Source organism: Bartonella bilalgolemi (genome assembly GCF_023500045.1).
Classification (GTDB): domain Bacteria; phylum Pseudomonadota; class Alphaproteobacteria; order Rhizobiales; family Rhizobiaceae; genus Bartonella; species Bartonella bilalgolemii.
Genome location: NZ_JAMCOF010000002.1, coordinates 19,699 through 40,775, shown reverse-complemented (window position 1 = coordinate 40,775; position 21,077 = coordinate 19,699). Strand labels below are relative to the sequence as shown.

At 35.0% G+C, this 21,077-nt stretch carries 18 protein-coding genes and 1 tRNA gene; 6 read left to right on the top strand and 13 right to left on the bottom strand.

Annotation, left to right across the window (positions count from 1 at the left end; genetic code table 11):
• The first annotated feature begins 23 nt into the window (after window positions 1-23).
• Entirely contained in the window at window positions 24-620 is a 597-nt protein-coding gene (locus tag M4Z11_RS01550; protein ID WP_249675285.1) for a DUF1134 domain-containing protein, read from the top strand.
• Between the two features lie 23 nt (window positions 621-643).
• The gene (locus M4Z11_RS01545; RefSeq protein ID WP_249675283.1) at window positions 644-1,306 is read left to right on the top strand and encodes a hypothetical protein; all 663 of its coding nucleotides are present in this window, start codon (window positions 644-646) and stop codon (window positions 1,304-1,306) included.
• A 491-nt stretch (window positions 1,307-1,797) separates the two neighbouring features.
• Here M4Z11_RS01545 and M4Z11_RS01540 read toward each other — a convergent pair whose 3' ends face one another.
• Window positions 1,798-2,916 (bottom strand): DegT/DnrJ/EryC1/StrS family aminotransferase, encoded by a 1,119-nt coding sequence (locus tag M4Z11_RS01540; RefSeq protein WP_249675281.1) that lies wholly within the window; start codon window positions 2,914-2,916, stop codon window positions 1,798-1,800.
• Between the two features lie 47 nt (window positions 2,917-2,963).
• Window positions 2,964-3,920: a Gfo/Idh/MocA family protein gene (locus M4Z11_RS01535; RefSeq protein WP_249675280.1), complete on the bottom strand. Its 957-nt coding sequence runs from the start codon at window positions 3,918-3,920 to the stop codon at window positions 2,964-2,966.
• Window positions 3,921-4,089: 169 nt separating this feature from the next.
• Between M4Z11_RS01535 and M4Z11_RS01530 the strand changes: the two genes are divergently transcribed.
• Window positions 4,090-4,163 (top strand) — tRNA-Met (locus M4Z11_RS01530).
• 487 nt (window positions 4,164-4,650) lie between these two features.
• Here the strand turns inward: M4Z11_RS01530 and M4Z11_RS01525 are convergent.
• From M4Z11_RS01525 to M4Z11_RS01475, 11 genes are all read right to left on the bottom strand, one after another.
• Window positions 4,651-5,436: an ABC transporter ATP-binding protein gene (locus M4Z11_RS01525; RefSeq protein ID WP_249675278.1), complete on the bottom strand. Its 786-nt coding sequence runs from the start codon at window positions 5,434-5,436 to the stop codon at window positions 4,651-4,653.
• Between the two features lies 1 nt (window position 5,437).
• Window positions 5,438-6,307, bottom strand: coding sequence for an ABC transporter ATP-binding protein (locus M4Z11_RS01520; protein WP_249675276.1), 870 nt, complete (start codon window positions 6,305-6,307; stop codon window positions 5,438-5,440).
• Window positions 6,300-7,217, bottom strand: coding sequence for an ABC transporter permease (locus M4Z11_RS01515; protein ID WP_249675275.1), 918 nt, complete (start codon window positions 7,215-7,217; stop codon window positions 6,300-6,302). The genes M4Z11_RS01520 and M4Z11_RS01515 overlap by 8 nt, the downstream gene beginning before the upstream one ends.
• Before the next feature lie 3 nt (window positions 7,218-7,220).
• Window positions 7,221-8,297 (bottom strand): ABC transporter permease, encoded by a 1,077-nt coding sequence (locus tag M4Z11_RS01510; RefSeq protein ID WP_283772485.1) that lies wholly within the window; start codon window positions 8,295-8,297, stop codon window positions 7,221-7,223.
• A gap of 90 nt (window positions 8,298-8,387) precedes the next feature.
• Window positions 8,388-9,956 (bottom strand): ABC transporter substrate-binding protein, encoded by a 1,569-nt coding sequence (locus M4Z11_RS01505; RefSeq protein WP_249675667.1) that lies wholly within the window; start codon window positions 9,954-9,956, stop codon window positions 8,388-8,390.
• 238 nt (window positions 9,957-10,194) lie between these two features.
• Window positions 10,195-11,814 carry an ABC transporter substrate-binding protein gene (locus M4Z11_RS01500; protein WP_249675273.1) on the bottom strand — a complete coding sequence of 540 codons (1,620 nt, stop codon included), beginning with the start codon at window positions 11,812-11,814 and terminating at the stop codon, window positions 10,195-10,197.
• A gap of 359 nt (window positions 11,815-12,173) precedes the next feature.
• Complete coding sequence (locus tag M4Z11_RS01495; protein WP_249675268.1) at window positions 12,174-12,764, bottom strand: DNA-3-methyladenine glycosylase I; 591 nt, start codon at window positions 12,762-12,764, stop codon at window positions 12,174-12,176.
• A gap of 14 nt (window positions 12,765-12,778) precedes the next feature.
• The gene (gene xseA, locus M4Z11_RS01490) at window positions 12,779-14,206 is read right to left on the bottom strand and encodes an exodeoxyribonuclease VII large subunit (RefSeq protein WP_249675264.1); all 1,428 of its coding nucleotides are present in this window, start codon (window positions 14,204-14,206) and stop codon (window positions 12,779-12,781) included.
• A 352-nt stretch (window positions 14,207-14,558) separates the two neighbouring features.
• Entirely contained in the window at window positions 14,559-15,359 is an 801-nt protein-coding gene (locus M4Z11_RS01485; protein ID WP_249675262.1) for a TIGR02186 family protein, read from the bottom strand.
• 2 nt (window positions 15,360-15,361) lie between these two features.
• Entirely contained in the window at window positions 15,362-16,282 is a 921-nt protein-coding gene (locus M4Z11_RS01480) for a sulfite exporter TauE/SafE family protein (RefSeq protein ID WP_249675260.1), read from the bottom strand.
• A 221-nt stretch (window positions 16,283-16,503) separates the two neighbouring features.
• Window positions 16,504-17,160, bottom strand: coding sequence for a hypothetical protein (locus M4Z11_RS01475; protein ID WP_249675257.1), 657 nt, complete (start codon window positions 17,158-17,160; stop codon window positions 16,504-16,506).
• A gap of 326 nt (window positions 17,161-17,486) precedes the next feature.
• Here M4Z11_RS01475 and M4Z11_RS01470 point away from each other — a divergent pair, with 326 nt between their 5' ends.
• Genes M4Z11_RS01470 through M4Z11_RS01460 form a run of 3 tightly spaced genes read left to right on the top strand, consistent with a single transcriptional unit; the run spans window position 17,487 to window position 20,880 of the window.
• Entirely contained in the window at window positions 17,487-18,233 is a 747-nt protein-coding gene (locus tag M4Z11_RS01470; protein WP_249675255.1) for an electron transfer flavoprotein subunit beta/FixA family protein, read from the top strand.
• A gap of 51 nt (window positions 18,234-18,284) precedes the next feature.
• Window positions 18,285-19,214: an electron transfer flavoprotein subunit alpha/FixB family protein gene (locus M4Z11_RS01465; protein WP_249675250.1), complete on the top strand. Its 930-nt coding sequence runs from the start codon at window positions 18,285-18,287 to the stop codon at window positions 19,212-19,214.
• A 4-nt stretch (window positions 19,215-19,218) separates the two neighbouring features.
• Window positions 19,219-20,880, top strand: coding sequence for an electron transfer flavoprotein-ubiquinone oxidoreductase (locus tag M4Z11_RS01460; RefSeq protein ID WP_249675248.1), 1,662 nt, complete (start codon window positions 19,219-19,221; stop codon window positions 20,878-20,880).
• Window positions 20,881-21,077: the final 197 nt, after the last annotated feature.

The window sequence follows — 21,077 nt, the reverse complement described above, 5'->3', positions numbered from 1 at the left end:
AAAAATTAAAAGAGACAAATCCCATGACACGCTCTTCCTTATCACGTTGGTATATGAATATTGTATTTTTTACGTCCCTTTTATTCATAATAACAAATATCGCAAATGCCCAGCTCACACCAATAGAAGAGAATGATCAAAATTTCTCGTTACAAGAAATTATTGCTTCTGGTCATAATTTTTTTGGTAAAACAGCAGGGAGCATAGCCACTGCAATTGAAAATATTTTTTCACGATATGGGCATCCAAATGCTTATATTCTAGGAGAAGAAGCATCTGGAGCTTTTTTTGCTGGATTAACTTATGGTGAAGGAAAAATCTTCACAAAAAATTATGGCCAACATAAAATTTTTTGGCAAGGTCCATCTTTAGGGTGGGATTTCGGCGGTCAAGGATCCCGTTTAATGATCTTAGTTTATGATCTTGATAAGATAAATAATTTATGGGGACGCTATGGAGGTATTTCGGGTTCGGCCTATTTAATTGCAGGAGTTGGCTTTCATGTTCTTAAAAGGAACAATACTCTGTTAATTCCGATACGCACAGGTGTTGGAGCACGCCTTGGCATCAATATGGGATATTTAAAATTAACACCCGCGCCAACGTGGAACCCGTTTTAAAACTCTTACTGAAAAGAGGTATTATGTTTATCCAATCAATTCTTTTTTTCATTCTCGGAATTGCAACCATTTCTTGGTTGTTAATCCTTGTTTCCCCTCTTATTTGGCGTAAAATTCTTCATTTTGCATACCAGTCTGTTTCTGCAAAAATTCCGTTATCACTTATTGAAATACAAGCAAATTACAACTTTCTTTGTGCCCAGCATGCTGTAGAATTAGCACGTCATACACAAAGATATGATTCTTTACAAAAAAAATATGCTCAACTAAAAATACAACTTAGTCCCCAACAAGAACAGCTTTGCCCTTCATATTTTTCTGAGCAATGTACTCCCCTTCTCTCTACTAAAACAGAATCAGTAGAGAAAAAAAACAACATTCTTGCAACAAATACTTTTATAAAGGAAATTAAAGCTATGCACGAAAAAATAGCACATTATAAACAACGTCTAAAAAATATTCAAATCGATGAGCTTGATATTTCTGCTAAAGATCAATTATTGCATGAATTATGTGAAGAAACAAAAGAATTAGCAGCCACTTTAGCGGCTCATATCGCCGTGAAAGAAGGTAAACACTCATCTATTAATAAGTTAACTAAAGATTCTAAAAACAAAAACGATCTTGCATCTTATATTCGCAAAAAAATCGCTAATACTGAAAAAACTCCTCTCTCTGAAAATTAAATCACAGCTAAATAATAAAAGATATTCTTGATAAGCCGATGACTGAAAGATCAACGACTAACATAATTAATTAATATAAATGCCATGAAAACTTTGTCATTATGAACTCGCACTATCAACAATAGCCAATTTGCAAATGATAAACTCTTATTATGCAAATTTTATCTGCAAAGCAGTGTATTTCTTTTATAATTTTTTCTTATTTTAAAATTTTTTTCAGCCCTTCAGAATATACAATTTTATCAAAATATTAGTAATAATAATAAGATGTTTATGTTTTTCTTCATACTGACATAGATATTTGCAGTTTCTTTTTCTATGAATAGTACTAATCTCTCACTTCCGTAATCCCGCTTGATGTCAGCCTCATAAGTGGAAGCATGTATAAAATCATTAATAGATATATAAAACATGAAAAACGATATAGGCTAAATTAATTAAGACCTCATAATATATCATATTATATAAATAGAGCGATTCTCCTACAAATTTTACGCACTATAAAAATCCCTTATACATTGAATAATTTTATCTTGATCGCTTTGAGATAAATAAGGATACATAGGTAAACTTAAGACACAACTTCCCAAATATTCAGAAACAGAAAGAGAATCCTTTACATAGGAGAAATTTTTATAAGCTGGTTGTAAATGTAATGGAGTATTATAATAAATCATTGTAGGAACGCTATTTTTTTGTAAATATGCTTTTAACTGATCACGATTTTTTACCTTAATAGTGTATTGTGCATAAGCACAACGAACATCTTCTTTCACTTCTGGAACTGCCACAATATCTTTTAAATTCTCAGAATAACGTTGTGCAATTGCTGCACGTTTTTCTATCTCATCTTCAAAAATAACAAGCTTTTCCAACAAAATTGCGGCTTGAATTGTATCTAATCGCGAATTTATACCGATACGTACATTATCATATTGCGTTTTACCTTTACCATGAAACAGTATTGAACGTAAAAGGGTTGCCATATCATCATCATTGGTCATCATAGCGCCCCCGTCGCCATAACAACCTAAAGGTTTTGCTGGATAAAAACTAGTTGCTGCAACGTCACCAAAAGCCCCACACATAACATCGCCACTTTTACCACCTATCGATTGAGCAGTATCTTCAATAACAAAAAGATTTTCCTTTTTAGCTACTAGAGAAATTTGATCATAATCAGCAGGAAGTCCAAATAAATCAACAGCAATAATAGCCTTTGGTTTAAGACGTCCCTCTTGCTTAACCATTTCGATTGTTTCACAAAGTTTATCAACATCAATATTGAATGTATCAGATTTTACATCAACAAACACAGGCTCTGCTCCCACCAAAGCCGCAACCTCTGCAGTTGCAGAAAAAGTAAAGCTAGGACAAAAGACAGCATCACCTGGACCAATATTTTTAGCCATAAGAGGCATCATCAATGCATCTGTTCCATTAGCACAAGCAATAACATGTTTAACGCCAAGATAGTCTGCTAACTTCTCTTCAAATTCTGTTACTTTTGGTCCTAAAATATATTGACCACTAGCTATAACATGCGCAATTGCAGCATTAATTTTATCTTTGATGCGCGCACGTTGCGCTCCAAGGTCAATGAATTGCATATTAACTCCATTGATAATCACAATAATATGAAAGTATACTTTATTTTTTATTCATAATGATCAATACTAGCTGCAGTTAAAACTTTCAAAATAGCGATAGCATCTTTTCCATTTGTACGAGGCGATTGACGTGCCTCAATACAATTTAGAAAATGCTGCAATTCGTAGGTAAGCGGTAAACCTTCACAAATATCAATATAATTTATCTTATCAGCCTTAGAAATCCATTCTTTATTCTCCTGCCAAACAGAAAAACGGTGAAATGCTAATTTGCGATTCCACGGTTCCATATCATCAAATACAAGCATAGCCTTTGTACCAACAACTGTTAAGCGCCTTTCACAATAAGGACTAAGACGTGAAGTAAAAAGGTGACTGCGTATACCATTTGGAAATGTCATATGAATATGCGCAAAATCAGAAAGCTGGTTAATTATGGCAGATCCTTCTCCATGCACCTGAGAAGGTTCACATTTTGTTAAAGTTAAAATCATTGAAAGATCATGGGGAGCAAGGTCCCATAAAGCACTACTTTGTGTATGAAATTTACCGAAACCTAACCGATGAGAATAAATATAACGAATATCCCCTAATGCTTCTTGCTCTATTAACTCACATAATTTTTCAAAGGCAGGGTGAAAACACAAAATATGACCTACCATAAAAATCCGCCCATATTCATTAGCAATCTGAACTTGAAGTTCGGCATCAGCTACATTCAAAGCAATTGGTTTTTCAACCAAAACATCTTTACCATTCTTAAGAGCCCGTAGTGCATTTTCTGTATGAAATTGTGGGGGTAAAGCTAAAACAAGAGCATCAATCTCTTTATGAGTAAAAAGCTTATCGGGTGTAATAGCTACAACACCATACGTACTTGCAAAATGCGCAGCGCGATTGGAATCAGCATCAGAAACCGCTACTAAAACTCCAAGATTTTGAAGGGTCTGTATATGATTTTTACCCCAATAACCGCACCCTAAAACCGCTACACGTGGCGCCATTTTTTATGCCTTATTCTGTCAATAATATAAAATTCATACTTTCACTCATTCCATATCCGGGATGAAACAGAATAACAAGAGAAAAGCTTAAAAACGATGCTTGACATCTCACTATTCTACCTTCTAGTATCCGCCAAAGATAAAATAACTTATAAGATTTATCTATTTTGGCGGAGTAGCTCAGTAGGTTAGAGCAGAGGAATCATAATCCTTGTGTCGGGGGTTCGAATCCCTCCTCCGCTACCGATGTTTATTTTATGACATTTTTTAGAAAATTTTTCATTATATAATTCCATTAATTCTACTGAATTATTATAAATAACTTTTTATAATCGATGAATAGAAATCAAGAAAAAATATATAAACTCTTCTCAAAAAAAAATTATTAAGAAAAATTCTATAGCAATACTATCCTTTAATCACTCAAGGACTTAATATAATTATATTGGAGAAAAGATAACGACAAAAACACAATCATAGAAAAATAAATCATTATTTTTTGCATTTTTTTATTTTCAATTTTAATAAGAAAATTGTTAAAAGCAGTATCACCACAACAATAATACTAGTTATTCAGAATTGATTGTTTGAATTTATAATGAAGCCATGTGTAATCCTATATACAGAACCTAACCCTATCATTAAAATTTTATCTTCTTACCCTATATTTTTTAAATACCAAGCTTTGGGAAGAGCTATCTAAAAAAGAAAGTTGGCCTCCTCATAATACTTATAATGTTCTCTCTTCTTTATGAACAATAGCCTCAATACTGGATTTAAAAAACATTTTTGTATAGTCATTTTTTGAATGTAAACGACGTAAATCGTCGTTGCTTAACTCTTCAATAATCATACCTTTGTGCATAATCCCAGCACGTTCACATATATGTGCAATAACAGCAAGATCATGAGAAACCATTAAATAAGTCAAGCGTTTTTCTTTTCGTAATGATTTTAATAAATTTAAAATTTCAGCCTGCACTGATACATCCAATGCAGATGTTGGTTCATCAAGTAACAAAACTGCCGGTTCAATAATCAAAGCACGAGCAAGAGCAACACGCTGACGTTGACCTCCAGATAACTCGTGTGGATAACGATAAAAAAATGAAGAGCCTAAACCAACAGAATTCAAAACATCATTTATCCGTTCTTTTTTATTGTCCATGTTATGGATCGAAAGAGCCTCAGAAAGAGCAGTATAAATCATTTTTCTTGGATGAAGTGACGCATAAGGATCTTGAAAGACCATTTGAATACGACGTAGAAAAGCCTTGTCTTTTTTCTGTGAGACTTCTTTTCCATCAAAAATGAAACGTCCACTAGAACAGGGAACCAATCCAACTAATGCATTCAAAATAGTTGATTTACCGCATCCTGATTCACCAATCAAACCATAAGCTTCACCACGCTTAATATAAAAATTGACATTTTTTACAACCGGCTCTGCTCGATAACTACGTCCAAAAGTCACAGATAAATCAGAAACGTCAACAATATTTTCACAATTGGTCATACTAACCTCTTTCAACACCATTAACAATCGTAGGTCCATTTAACCAACTAGGATCCCGCTCAGGAACAGCTAAAACATCAACTGGATTATCAAGCCGTGGCAAACTTGCCAACAAAGCTTTTGTGTAGGGATGGCATGCACGAGACAAATCAGATGCTGACAATTCTTCCAATATACGACCAGCATACATTACCAAAACACGATCACAAAAATTAGCAATCATATTCAAATCATGACTAATGAAAATAAGACCCATTCCAGATTTTGTCACAAGCTCATCCAACACCGTTAAAACCTGAGATCTAACTGTTATATCAAGTGCAGATGTTGGCTCATCAGCAATGATTAAATCAGGCTTTGAAATAAGCATCATAGCAATCATAACCCGCTGTCCCATTCCACCTGATATTTCATGAGGAAATAATCGCATAACATGTTCAGGATTACGAATATGAACAGATTCTAACATAGAAATTGTCTGTTCCCATGCATCTATTTTTGAAACACGATAATGAACGCGGTAAGCTTCTATGATCTGATCCCCAATTCGTATTAACGGATTAAGTGAATATTTTGGATCTTGTAAAATCATTGCAATACGTTTTCCGCGAATAGCACGCATCTGAGATTCATTCGCAGATAATAAGTCTATATCATCAAAACGCATTTTTTTAGCTTTAACGATTGCTGACTTCGGATTTAGTTTTAAAATCGCACGTCCAGTTATTGATTTTCCGGATCCAGATTCTCCAACAATTCCAATTTTTTCTTTCCCAGCAGAAAAGCTAACACCACGCACAACATCTGAAATACCACCTGTTATAGGAAATGAAATGCGTAAATCTTCTATCTCTAATAATTTTTTATTCATTGCGCGGGTCCAATATATCACGAAGTCCATCGCCTAAAAGATTAAAAGCAAGGCTTGTAAGCAATATTGCACAACCGGGAACTGCTGCCAACCACCAACTTGTCATCATAAATTCACGACCGGTTGAAAGCATAGCCCCCCATTCAGGACTGGGTGGCTGAGCACCTAATCCTAAAAAACCAAGACCTGCAGCCGTTAAAATAATCGCAGACATATTCAATGTTAACCGTACAATTACCGAGGGAATACACATCGGTGCGATATGGAATAGAATAATTCGACAAGAAGATGCTCCTTGTAGACGAACAGCAGAAACATAATCAGATGAGCGTATTGTCAGAGTTTCAGCACGCGCTAAACGTGCAATTGGTGGCCATGCTGCAATTGAAATCGCAATTGCAGCATTTTCAATACCTGGTCCTAAAGCAGCTGAAAAAGCAAGTGCTAAAATCAAACTTGGAAAAGCAAGAAAAACATCAACAATACGCATCAAAATTGTATCAACCCATCCTCCTACATATCCAGCTGTCGTCCCTACAATAAGCCCTATAGGTGCCACAATAATCGTAGTTAGAAAAACAATATAAAGGGTAATACGCATACCAAAAATTAAGCGACTAAAAATATCACGTCCTAACTCATCTGTTCCTAAATAATGCGATGTAGATGGTGGCAGAAGTCGATGAGCAAGGTCATTGCTTACAATATCATGGGTAGCAATCCAAGGTGCAAAAATCGCACACAAAATAACAAAAAAAATAATAACAAAACCCAATAAAGCAGAAATATTATGAAAAAATCTGATGAACGAATGATAAAATTTCTGTGTATTCGCCTGAATAACTGACTGTGGAGCAGGCGCATTTAACCAATGTCTTAATTGTGATTTATTCTCGTGCAATATTGCCATAATTTAACGTGTCCTTGGATCGAAGATATTGTAAAATAAATCAGAAAGTAAATTAATAACAATAAAGAAGCTCCCTATAAGCAATGTACAGGCTACAACCGCATTCATATCACCTGCTAAAAGGGCATTAGTTAAATAACGTCCAAATCCAGGCCAAGCAAAAACGGTTTCTGTTAACACAGCACCTTCTAATAAAAAAGCATAAGAAAGTCCAACAACAGTAATAATTTGAACAGCAGCGTTGCGGAAAGCATGCTTCCAGACTGTTTGTCGCCATGATAATCCTTTAACACGTGCAGTAATAATATATTCTTGATTTAGTTGTTCAATCATAAATCCACGAGTCATACGACTAATATAAGCCATAGCACCAAAAGCTAGAATTAAAGCAGGCATAATAATATGGCTGAAAACGTTGCCAAAAGCCTCCCATTGCCCTTGTATTGCAGTATCCAAAAGAAAAAATCCCGTCTTAACTTCAAAAGAGTATTCATAAATAAAATCAATACGTCCTGGACCACCAATCCAATCGAGCTTAGTATAAAATACCAATAATGCCATCAACCCAAGCCAAAAAGTTGGCGTTGAATAAACACACAATGTAAAAAGACGGACAAAATAATCAGTGGGTGAATTACGATACATTGCTGCAATAATACCAAATGGAATACCAAAGCTTGTACCAATAATAATAGCAACTGTTGCTAATTCCAGCGTTGGAGGAAATACATGCATGATATCTTCTAAAATAGGGCGCCCTGAAATCAAAGAATCTCCAAAATCAAACAGAAAAATATTTTGAAGATAGGTCCAATATTGGATAATCAATGGCTGATCAAGGCCCAAGCGATAGAACATTTTATCATAAGCTTCTTGACTGATATTATCTCCAAGAATAGCAATAACAGGATCTAAAGGAAGAATGCGACCAATAAAAAAAGTAATTGTTATTAAACCAATTAACGTAATAAATACCGAAATCAAAAGCTTAAAAACTTTTACAAAAAAAACCCATATATAAAAATTTTTCTGATTTGATAATACCGCTATATCGGTTTTTGACAATGATGAAGTTATCATAATATTTCCCTACCCACTTATGAGACATAAGTCTGGTGATATTTCCCGCCACACAGTCAAACAAATTTTAACCATACATCACATATGACTTCATTCATCATTTGATTGCATATATTTTTCAGCTTTATTATAATAAAGTCTGAAACTATTCCAGACCCATTTTTTCACTGCAGGTCCTATTCCAATAGTATAATATGTCTGGAATAAATAAGCCATAGGACCGTGATTTAAAATATAATTTTGTAGTTCCCGATACTGCTCAAAGCGTTTACTTTTATCTTTTTCGAATAAAGCATCCATCGTCATCTTATTTGCCTTTGCATCATAATATCCAACCCGCCAAGCCAAATGCATATTATACGGTTTAGTGAATGTTGGATCAGGGTTAAAAACATGATTCCATGAAGATGCATGTCCATCAGGATCAGCTGTATTCCAACTCATAATAGCAACATCATAATTTCCACTACGAACGCGGCTTAATAATTGGGCCTGTGACATTTTTTCAATGGTGAGTTCAATACCAATTTTATTTGCATTTTCTTGAATAATCTGCGCAACAGATGACATATAGGACAAACTGCCAATTAAGAGATTAGCCTTAAAGCCATTTACATAGCCCGCCTCATTAATTAACTGTTTTGCTTTTTTCAAATCCAACTTAAATGGCACACCCTCTTTTTTATCTAAAGCGCCTGGTACCCCTAAGGGCATATAACTTGCACGAGGGATAGCAATCCCTTTTAAAACAGTTTTACCAAGAATATCATAATCGACTAGATAACGAAATGCCAAACGTACTTTTTCATCGGCAAAAATTACATTCTTGTTATTCAATGAAAGGTAAACAGACTGTGGACGCAAAACACGATGAATTGCAAGAGGCCCTTCTTGTTTCTCAATATCCAATATATCCTCTGAAGAGAGATCACGGGATATATCTACAACACCCTTTTCCAAAAGAAATCTCTGACTCGCTGAGTCAGCTACATGAAATATTAAAATCCGCTCAATTTTTGGCTTTTCTCCCCAATAATGTTGTGTTGCCTGTAAAACAACCCGCTCTCCAGGAGACCAACGCACTAATTTATAGGGACCAACACAAGCCGAATGAGTAGCTAAGTATTTATTTCCCATATCATCATTAACAGCGTGCATTTCAAGTTTCTGCCGATCAAGCAAAGCAGAAGCATAAGATTGCCCAATTACAGTCAATATAAGACGCAGAGGATAAAGTTTATCAAATTGCATTTGTAAAGTTTTATCATCGAGAGCTTGAATATTTGTTTCAACATTATCTTTAGTAAATCCATAATCTTTTAAAGATTGAGCATAACCCAATCCTAATTTAACAACCCGTTGCATTGACCAAGCAAGATCTTGTGCAGTAGCTAATCTTCCATCATCAAATTTTAAATCATCACGAAGATGAAAAATGATTTTTCTCCCATCATCTGAAACATCCCAAGATTTGGCCATGGCAGGCTGAATTTCTGTGAAGTTATGTGGATCATACTGTACTAACGCACTGCAAATATTAGTTAATAATTCACTCGTTACTACTTCCACAGATTGCGCTGGATCAAAACTGGTAATTGAATCAATATTCCATGCCATTGTTAATGTGTTTTTAAGTGACGCATGCAGCACTATTGGCATTAATCCACTAAAAAAAACAATTGATCCTAATAAAGCATAAATTCTTTGAAAAATTTTCCTATACAACCATTTTGTTTCCATTTTGTATATTTACTTCACCCTTTCAAACAAAACTCAATGATGACTTTTCAATATAATACAGCATCTTATTCTTATTATCCTGTGTATAGAGAAATATACTTTTACTCCATTTCCCTAATTACTTGTCCTTTATATTTCACATAATTACAATATGCATTTACTTTTCAATTGCGTGATAGAAAACGCGCGGGGCACCATTCCAAACCCATTTTTTAATAACGGGAGAGATGGCTACTACATTATATTTCTGATATAGAAAAGCATAAGGTCCTTTTTGCATAAATTCGTTTTGTAAATCAACATATCTTTGTATTCGTTTTGCTTCATCTTTTTCAAACAAAGCGTCTTGAACTTGTTGATTCATCTCTTCATCAAAATATCCATGTTGCCAACTAGGATAAGCTGTATTTTTAGTTTCAAACCGATTATCAGGATTATAAATAATCCGTGAAGCTGTCGTATGAGGATCTAGAGATTCGCTATTCCATCCCAGTATAACTGTTTCAAAAGCACGTGCAGAAACTTTTGAAAAAAGCTGTGTTCCTGCAAGACGTTGAATTTTAAGATGGATACCAACCTTTGCTGCATTATCTTGAATGGCTTGAATAATCTGCAAAGAATTAGAAGCCCCTATAAGAACACTTATTTGAAATCCATTTGGATAACCTGCTTCAGTTAAAAGCTGTTTAGCCTTCTTAAGATCAAGCTTAAAAGGCAACCCTTCTTTTTCATTTAAAGCCCCTAAACTTCCGATAGGCATAAAACTAGCACGAGGAATACCAACACCCTTCAACACTGTTTTGCCAAGCCCTTCATAATCGATGAGATAACGCATAGCCAAACGCACTTTTTCATGGGCTAAAATAGGATGTGTCATATTAAATCCCCAATAAAACATGCCTGGCTGTAATTTTTTTTCAATCCTAACATCTGTTTTTTCTTCAAGATCTTCTAAAATCTCTACTGTCAAATCACGTGCTACATCGATATCTTTTTTTTCTAGTAACAAACGTTGTGTACTTGGCTCAGCAACATGACGGATCAGAACTTTTTTGAGCTTCGGTTTTTCTGCCCAATAATGAGGATTAACACCCAACAACACTGCTTCCCCTGCACGCCATTTTATTAACTGATAGGGTCCAACACAAGCAGAATGAGTCGTTAGATATTGGCTTCCCATATCACCATTCTTCTCGTGTTTTATAATTGTTTCACGATCAAGTAAAAGAGCAACACGATTAGCGGCAATACTATTAAGAATGAGCTCTGCTGGATATGGCTTATCAAATTTCATCACAACAGTTTTTTCATCTAGCGCTTGAATAGCAGCATCAACTGTTTCTTCGGTAATACCATACTCTTTAAATGCTGCTGCACCTGCCATATCCAATTTAACAATCCGTTTCATACTCCAAACAAGATCACTAGCATTAGCAGATCGACCATCAGCAAACTTCAAATCATCGCGCAAATGAAAAGTAATTACTGTATTATTCTTGCCAGAAACATCCCAACTCTTTGCTAAACTAGGGACAATTTTAGTTGCATTATCGGGAGAAGAATCAACCAAGCTAGAGCAAATATTGAGAATAATTTCATGACTATAAACATCATTTATTTGTGCTGGATCAAACGTCTTGATTGCATCAAGATTCCACGCCATTACGAGCGTATCACCAGGTGCTTTTGCTAGTGTTTTTTGCCAAAACATGTTCATAAACATAAGAGTAGAAATAAAAAAACAGCTCGCTTTAAACACACTCTTTTTCATATTCATGGACTTTCCTTCCAGAATTTCATTATATAGATCAGCTACTTACATGTAAATCAGTGAATTCACATCAGAAAATTTCGATTAAAAGCTATTTAACTTTTAAAGACCAAACTAAAAAAAGCAAGCCCTCTTTGCATTTAAAGTTTTCAAAACTCTATAAAAATACAGAATACCAATCCCTCCAATCACTGTTGAAGACTAATATAATCAAAAGATAACATACAACTCAATGCATTTTATTCATTTTAAAATAGATCCATCATTAAGATCTAATACACCCTGCATAAACAGCCAAATATTAGTTTCTCCATATTATTTCGTATTATAAAAATTTTACAATAGTGCTTAAATATTTTACAAATTTATCGACAAAAACATCCTTCCAGATGATCATTAACGATCCCTACTGCCTGCATAAAAGCGTAACAAGTAATAGGACCAACAAATGTCCAACCACGCTTTTTTAAATCTTTAGAAAGACGAATAGAAGCAGGAGTTACAGAATTAGTTTTCCATATCTGAAAATCTGTCTTCTCATATCTTTCAGACTGTAGTAACTGAAAAGACCAAAAATAACGAGATAAACTGCTCCATTCTGCTATAATTTCCTGGGCTTTAAGAGCATTATTGACAACCGATCTAATCTTACCTGGATGGCGAATAATCCCTTTATCTTGCATTAATATTTCTATCTTTTCTTCATCATACTGTGCAATCTTTTCAAAATCAAAATAATCAAAAGCATGATGAAAATTGGATATTTTTCTTAAAACTGTTAACCAAGAAAGCCCTGCTTGAAAACCTTCAAGACATATTTGTGCAAACAAACGATGATCATCAAAAACAGGTTTTCCCCATATATCATCATGATAAGCGCAATAAAGTGGATCAGTCCCTGCCCATGAACAACGAATTTTTCCATCCTTCCCCATAAGAAGACCTTCATCAAGCATGAACATTCACCATATCAAAAAAGCGTTCCTTGATCATCTTTCTGCCGCTTTAAACACTTAGACTTTGGAAAATTTTTAGAAACAGAATTACAGGTTGAAACATTAACTTCACCATCAAAAAATCGTAAGCTTATCTGTCCTGTTCTAGGAAACTGCACTAATCGTTTAATTGGTTTATTTTCTTGCCCTAAAGCTAAAACAAAACCACGCTCTAAAATACTTTGATAAGATGTACTTTTTAAAAGTCTAAATGCCATTTCTATTTGGACACGTTGTTTTTCAACATTACGTAAAAAAGCGTGATGAAGACGTACTGTATACTCTTTTGTATTTTGTTGGGCTTTTTTAGTATTCAACAAACGTGGAGAAAGCCGAATAACAAGTGTATAAAAACAAAAACGTTTTTTATCATAGTTAACACAAAGAGCACGTTGCAACCGGCTTGAAATTTCATCAAAGCTACGCCGCGGCAAAGCAAATAACTGATCAACAGTAGGAAGGCCTCGTACAACAATAGATAATTTTTGTTTATAAAAACTAAAATAACGCGCTGATCCCACACGAAAGCGTAAACTAAGTGAGGCTAATTGCGTTTCAAGATCGAATTTAACTGGTACAGCTCTTTCTGCTGCTCCTGTAGGAGTGGGTGCTCGCCAATCTGCAACATAATCAATGAGTGTCCAATCTGTTTCATGTCCAACTGCAGAAATAATTGGAATAGCAGATGCACTAACGGCACGGACAACTGCTTCATCATTAAATCCCCATAAATCTTCTAAACTCCCCCCACCACGCGCCACAATAATAAGATCAGGTTTAGATAGAGCACTCTCTAAAGGCAACGCATTAAACCCAGCAATAGCAGCAGCCACCTCTTGACCACTGGTCTCTCCCTGAACTCGTACAGGCCAAACCAAAATATGTAAAGGAAAACGATCTGATATACGATGAATAATATCACGGATAACAGCTCCTGTTGGTGATGTCACGACTCCTATAATTCGAGGCATATAAGGCAACTTTTTCTTTTTTGCATTATCAAATAAGCCTTCATCTGCAAATTTTTTCTTACGATTTTCTAAAAGAGTCATCAAAGCGCCAACCCCTGTTGGCTCAAGAGTGTCAATAATAATTTGATATTTTGATGATCCCTGATAAGTTGTTAACTTACCTACAGCAACCACTTCCATTCCTTCCTCAGGAGGAAATTGGAGCTTTTCTATTACACCTCGCCAAATAACAGCTTCTAATCGAGCTTTATCGTCTTTTAAAGCAAAATAGGCATGTCCTGAAGCGTGTACACCGCGATAACCTGATATCTCCCCACGCACTCGTACATAACCAAACTTTTCTTCAACAATACGCTTTAAAGCTCCTGCTATTTCAGAAACACTAAACTCTGCCACATTTGTTGCTACTGATTTTTCAAGAAACAAATCCATCGTATTATTCAATTCGCTTATATTGATGATAGACTAAAGTGCAGTGATAAGATTACTATGTTGTCATTATTTTTTGTATATAGCACATCTTCTTGAAGATAAACCTATTCACCTTATTCTAGAATAAGATAAACTTTTTAATCTTTACCGACAACAGGAATTATAATCTTTTTAAATCTTTTCCATGTTATTTTAGCATCAATATCGCATTCACTCTTATCGCATATAAATATTTATTTATTGAATAATTTTTCAGAAAAAGAAGTTTATATTTAGGCAGTACAACAATATTATTTCTCTTTTTTATATAATCGTTCAACAAAAAAATTAAACACCTTAGAGTTTTTTTATTCTAGTCTTTCCGAAAAGCAAAACGGCATAAAAATCCTGTAGCCATAGCAACAAGCACTGCAACTATTCCATACCAAAAACTATGTTTGCGCGCTTCATGAAAAATTGTATAGACAATATGTGCTTTAACGATTTCAAGAGTAGTTGTCGCACTACTTATATACTGCCCATCACGGAAAAGGTAAGCATTCACATGATAACGTCCAACAGGAATATTTGCAGGTAATTGAAAATGTGCCGTAAATAATGAACCAGAACCAAAATAAACACCACCCACTTCTTCATGATAGAGATTTTTAGCTTTCTGTAAATTTATCAACTCATTACGGAAACTTTGTATTTTTTCCTGATCTTTTTCATCAGTTGAAAGAAAAAAATAAGATAACCCTAAACCTAAACGTTTACAACTCTCAGTATCAGTGACATTCTCAATTTCACGCGTCGTTACCACTGAGTAAAATAGAGGAGCATTTTTAAAAGTTACGCAATCTGCATTAATCCATATTCCTGCCTTACGTTTCTTTTTTCGCACAATCATCGATCGAGTTTGCCCTTCTAAACTAACAATGACATCGTAACGATCTTGTTGACGAAATAACGGATTCATATTTTCTAAAACACCAGCAATATAAAGATCATGACCAGAAAAATTTGCACCAACTGTGATCGTATTTGTTGTAACAATAATTTGAACAACTTCCTTCTCTCCTGATATAATTCCTTCACTGCCCTGTGCCTTTATAGAAAAAGAAACGACACAAAACCAACTTACCATGATAAATAAGAGGAATAATTTATCCATTATCATCTCATAAGAATAACAAGAGAAAAAAGATTATCAGGACGTATAAATAATTGGAAAGCTAAACGCATACATACAATTATGACAAGAAACGCAAGTGCCAAACGTAATTGTTCTGCTTTTAACTTTTGTCCAGCCCTTACTCCGTATTGAGCTCCAATCCCTCCTCCAATTGTAAGTAAAAAAGCTAAAACAATATCAACTGACTGGTTACTTACACTTTGCAAAACAGTAGTAAAAGCTGATACGAATGTCATCTGAAAAAGTGAAGTTCCAACCACCACAGTAGTTGGAACACGTAAAAGATAAATCAGTGCTGGCACTGTAATAAATCCCCCACCAACGCCCATAATAGAAGATAATAGCCCCACAACAAAACCAATTCCTAAAACTGGAATAATACTTACACAAATCATCGATGCTTGAAAATAAACTTTAAACGGCAATCGATCGATCCAATTATAATAACTAGGAGAGTGAGGAGTGATTTCTTTTTTTTTGTGCTGTCGCATCAGAGCACATAGACTTTCAACCATCATCAAACTCCCAATACTTCCAAGAAGGAAGACATAAAGAAGTGAAATGATAAAGTCTAACTGCCCTAGTTGCCTAAGAAGAGAAAAAACTTGAATACCGATAAAAGATCCAATTCCCCCTCCAATTACCAAAAGAATACCAAGTTTAATATCAAGAGTACGTTTTTTAAAATGCGTAATTGCTCCCGTTACAGATGACGCGATTACCTGATTAGCTCCTGTTCCAACAGCAATGGTAGGAGGGATATTATAAAAAATCAATAAAGGCGTAATTAAAAAACCACCACCAATTCCAAAAAGGCCTGAAAAAAAACCAACGACTGCCCCCATGCCAATTAAAATTAGCATACTCAATGACAATTCAGCAATTGGTAAATAAATGCTCACTAATTCAAAATATTCAAAAATTTAAGATTTGTTTTTAATTTCTTCTTTCAATATTCTTTATTTTTATAATACAATATCAATATTGTACATATTTCCTTTCCGTAAAGCTATGAATTAGTATTCATAACACACCTCTCATATCCTTTATATAACTGAATAGCAACATACCAAAACTAATAATAGATAAGACTACATAATAACGTAAAAGTATATTATAAAAACTATTCTTTGAAAGAAAATGCACGCCGAACTCCTGTAAAGAAACCACTTAAGAATTGAACGTCGGGTGAATTTTTATTTGTTAGAGAATTTTTCAATGGTTTCGCAAAATCCGTTGATAAGGAGCTTATATTCTCTTGTTCTAATGTACCCCTGTTATTTGTTTGTACTGGCTGCATCTTATCTTTTTTCAAAATATTGGATGTTTCATAAGATTGAGAATTCTTATTTTCTTCACAAACCATATGTGCAAGATAGTGCACAGCTGAATTAATTGATTTTGAAGAAGGCTTGCACTTTTTTATTATTGTTTTTTGTGAACTTTCTTTTTCATAAAGAAGAGCCTGAACCAGTGTTTTAATCTGTTCTAAATTCTCAAAAAGTTTTTTTTCTTTCTGATTCCGAGCGTAATGCTCAGCCAAAATTGCCCGACTAATTTCATTTAAATAAGATTTTATACTATCATCTACAGGGCGCTGCTTAGCCGACTGATTATGCGTTTTTTTTATCTGCATTTTTTCATAAACATAACGTAACTTAGCAGAAATATCTGACATCCTTATTTCAGAAGGTGCCTGTATTTCCTGAATTTGATTAACAGTAGAAGTAAAAGAATGTTTTTGTTGAACTGGCTTCAGAACATCATGTTTAATATTCACAGATTCTACCTCTTACTTATATCTAATATGAATCACATTAATTAATGAAAAATGTGACCTATTTTAGTAAATAGAGCTTTAAGAATAATAAAAAATTGAAAATAATTGTATAAGATTAAGGAGACTAAACGTATTTTTACAATCAAATATAATAAAAATTGAGATTAAACAAAAACTATGCGTTAAAAATAAAAAGAGAAAAATACAAATAAATATAAAGAAGCTTATATAACTAAAAATAACTATGATAAAATTCAATTTTAAATGATTTGGTTTCTCATAATTATTACTATAAACTCGTAGACACATAAACAAAGAGGATCGTCATGAAAATAATTGTCGCTGTCAAACGTGTTATTGATCATAATATCAAAATACGTGTTAAATCTGATAGCACAGGTGTTGATTTATCCCATGTTAAAATGTCTATGAACCCTTTTGATGAAATCGCTGTAGAAGAAGCAATTCGACAAAAAGAAGCTGGAAAAATTTCAGAAGTTATTCTTGTCTCAATTGGGCCAGAAGCAGCACAAGAAACCTTACGAACAGGACTTGCAATGGGAGCAGATCGCGCTATCCTTGTAAAAACTGATGAAATACTCGAACCCTTAGCAATTGCTAAAACCTTAAAAGTTATTATTCTTGAAGAAAAACCAGATATGGTCTTTTTAGGGAAACAAGCCATTGATGATGAATGCAATCAAACTGGCCAAATGCTCGCAGGTCTTCTTGGTTGGGGACAAGCCACTTTTGCTTCATGTTTAAATATAGAAAATGGACGAGCTCAAGTCACCCGAGAAGTAGATAATGGCACACAAACTATTTGTCTTCCTCTTCCCATGATTATGACTGTTGATTTGCGGCTTAATGAACCACGATATACCTCTCTTCCTAATATTATAAAAGCTAAAAAGAAACCCATTGAGCAAAAGGATATTGCTAATCTTTGCGTTGATACGCAAAAACGCCTCACAATGCTTAGCATTGAAGAACCCAAACCCCGTCAAACTGGTACAAAAGTAGCAAATGTCACTGAGCTTATTAATGTACTCAAAAAAATAAATTGCATTTAAAGTATGCTAACAAATAATCAAAAGTAATAACGCATAAAAGGGCAATAACTTATGGCAATTCTTTTATTAGCTGAACACAATAACCATTCCTTAGCACAAGAAACAGCGAAAGCTCTCACTGCGGCTCAATTAATTGGTAGCGATATAGACATTCTCGTTTGTGGAATGAAGGTTCATGCTATTGCTGAAAACTGTGCTCAATTGATTGGCGTTCGGCAGGTACTTGTTGCCGAAGCTGATTATTTAGCACATCAATTAGCTGAGCCCATAGCAGCCACAATTGTTGAACAAGCGAACACTTATGATGTGATCATAGCAGCTTCAACAACAACTGGAAAAAATGTCATGCCACGCGTCGCTGCTCTTCTTGATCTCATGCAAATTTCAGACATTATTGCTGTTGTCGCCTCTGATACCTTCAAACGACCAATATATGCTGGTAATGCTATTGAAACCGTACGCACAAATGATCGTCAAAAAATTATAACAGTACGTACGGCTTCTTTCCCGCCAACATCCAAAGGAAATGCTGCCCCTATTAAAACAATAACGCCAGCTCCTAACCCAAATCTTTCTTTCTTCGTCAAGGAAGAAATAAACAAAAGTGATCGTCCAGATCTTACTTCAGCACACATTATTGTATCAGGTGGACGAGGTCTCGGTTCGGAAGAGCAGTTTAAAGCACTACTTTTGCCGCTTGCAACCAAGCTCGGAGCTGCCTTAGGAGCAAGCCGAGCAGCAGTCGATGCAGGCTATGCCCCTAATGATTGGCAAATCGGACAAACAGGAAAAGTCGTTGCTCCTAAACTTTATATTGCTATTGGAATCTCCGGAGCCATCCAACATCTGGCTGGAATAATGGATGCACAAACCATCGTTGCTATTAATAATGACAAGGAGGCTCCCATTATGCATATTGCTGATTACGCTCTCGTAGGTGATCTTCATCATATTATTCCTGAACTGGAAAAAGCCTTGTAAAAACATGAGTACAGAGATACATCCCCAGCATGAAACTATAGAATGCGATATCGTCATTGTAGGTGGTGGGCCAGCAGGACTTTCTGCTGCTATCCGTTTAAAACAGATCAATCCTGAACTTTCTATTATAATGCTTGAAAAAAGTATAGAAATTGGAGCTCATATTCTGTCAGGAGCAGTCATTGACCCTATTGGTATCGATACACTTTTGCCAGAATGGAGAAATGAGCAAAACCACCCCTTTACAACGCCTGTTAGTAGCGATCAACTTTTTCTGCTCACACCCCACAATGAGCAAATTTTTCCTAATATTCTCCGCCCTTCAATTTTATCAAATAATGGTTGCTATATTGTTTCACTTGGAAACGTCTGTCGTTGGCTAAGCAAAAAAGCTGAAGAATTGGGTGTTGCAATTTATCCTGGCTTTCCAGTATCCGATATCCTCTGCAATGATCACGGAGCTGTTATTGGTGTCCTTACAGGAGATATGGGTGTTAAAAAAGATGGAACTCCCGGAACAAATTATGTACCAGGAACAGCTTTATTGGCTAAATATACCCTGATTGCAGAAGGAGCACGTGGCTCCATTGCTAAACAACTCATACAAAAATTTAATCTTAGCAAAGATAGGGAACCACAAAAATTTGCTCTCGGACTTAAAGAACTATGGGAAATTGATCCTAAAAAACACCAGCTCGGTTTAATTCAACATTTCGTTGGTTGGCCATTGGATAATTATACTGGTGGTGGAGGTTTTCTCTATCACCAAGCAGAAAATTTAATTTCCGTTGGTTTTGTCGTGCATTTAGACTATAAAAACCCTTATCTCTCTCCTTTTGAAGAGTTTCAACGTTTTAAAACGCATCCTAAACTCTACGAGCTCTTTAAAGGCGCAAAACGTCTTGCTTATGGTGCACGCACCATCAGTGAAGGAGGATGGCAATCTGTTCCAAAACTTACTTTTCCTGGTGGAGCGCTTATTGGCTGTTCTGCCGGTTTTGTCAATGTACCTCGTATCAAAGGTTCACATAATGCTATGTTATCTGGCATATTAGCGGCTGAAAGAATCGCCACAGCTCTTACCCAAGGTCGTGCCCATGATGAAGTTACAGAAATTGAAGACCACTGGCGCAAAGGTCCTATTGGCAAAGATCTTTATACAGTACGAAATGTTAAACCACTCTGGGCAAAATACGGTACCAAATACGGTATCATGCTAGCGGGTTTTGATTTATGGTGGCAACAATTTTTCCATTTCTCTTTGTTTAGAACACTTCCTCATGAAAAAGAAGACTATGCATGTCTTGAACCAGAGGAAAAATTTTACCCCATTGCTTATCCTAAACCAGATGGTGTTGTAACCTTTGATCGTCTTTCTAGTGTAGCTCTTTCAAATACACACCACGAAAAGAACCAACCTTGCCATCTCAAAGTAATTTCCATAGAAAAACAAAAAAACTCTGAATATGCAGTCTATGGAGGTCCTTCGACACGCTACTGTCCTGCCGCTGTCTATGAATGGATAAAACATGATGATCATGAAACTTATATGATCAATGCTTCAAATTGTATACATTGCAAAACTTGTGATATAAAGGATCCTAATCAAAACATTCATTGGATCTGTCCACAGGGAAATGAAGGACCCGTTTATCAAAATATGTAACGAAGTATCTTTACTACAAAATTGGATATTACAAATTCAATCAAGAATGCATTTTATTCAAAACAATTCTTAATATTTTTAATATTGCATAATTGATGTAATCAGTGCCTAAAATAAAAAGAACAGCATTGTACATTATATCTTCAAACATAAGCTTTGGATAATTACAGTAAAATCTCCCATTTAACTCACTTCAT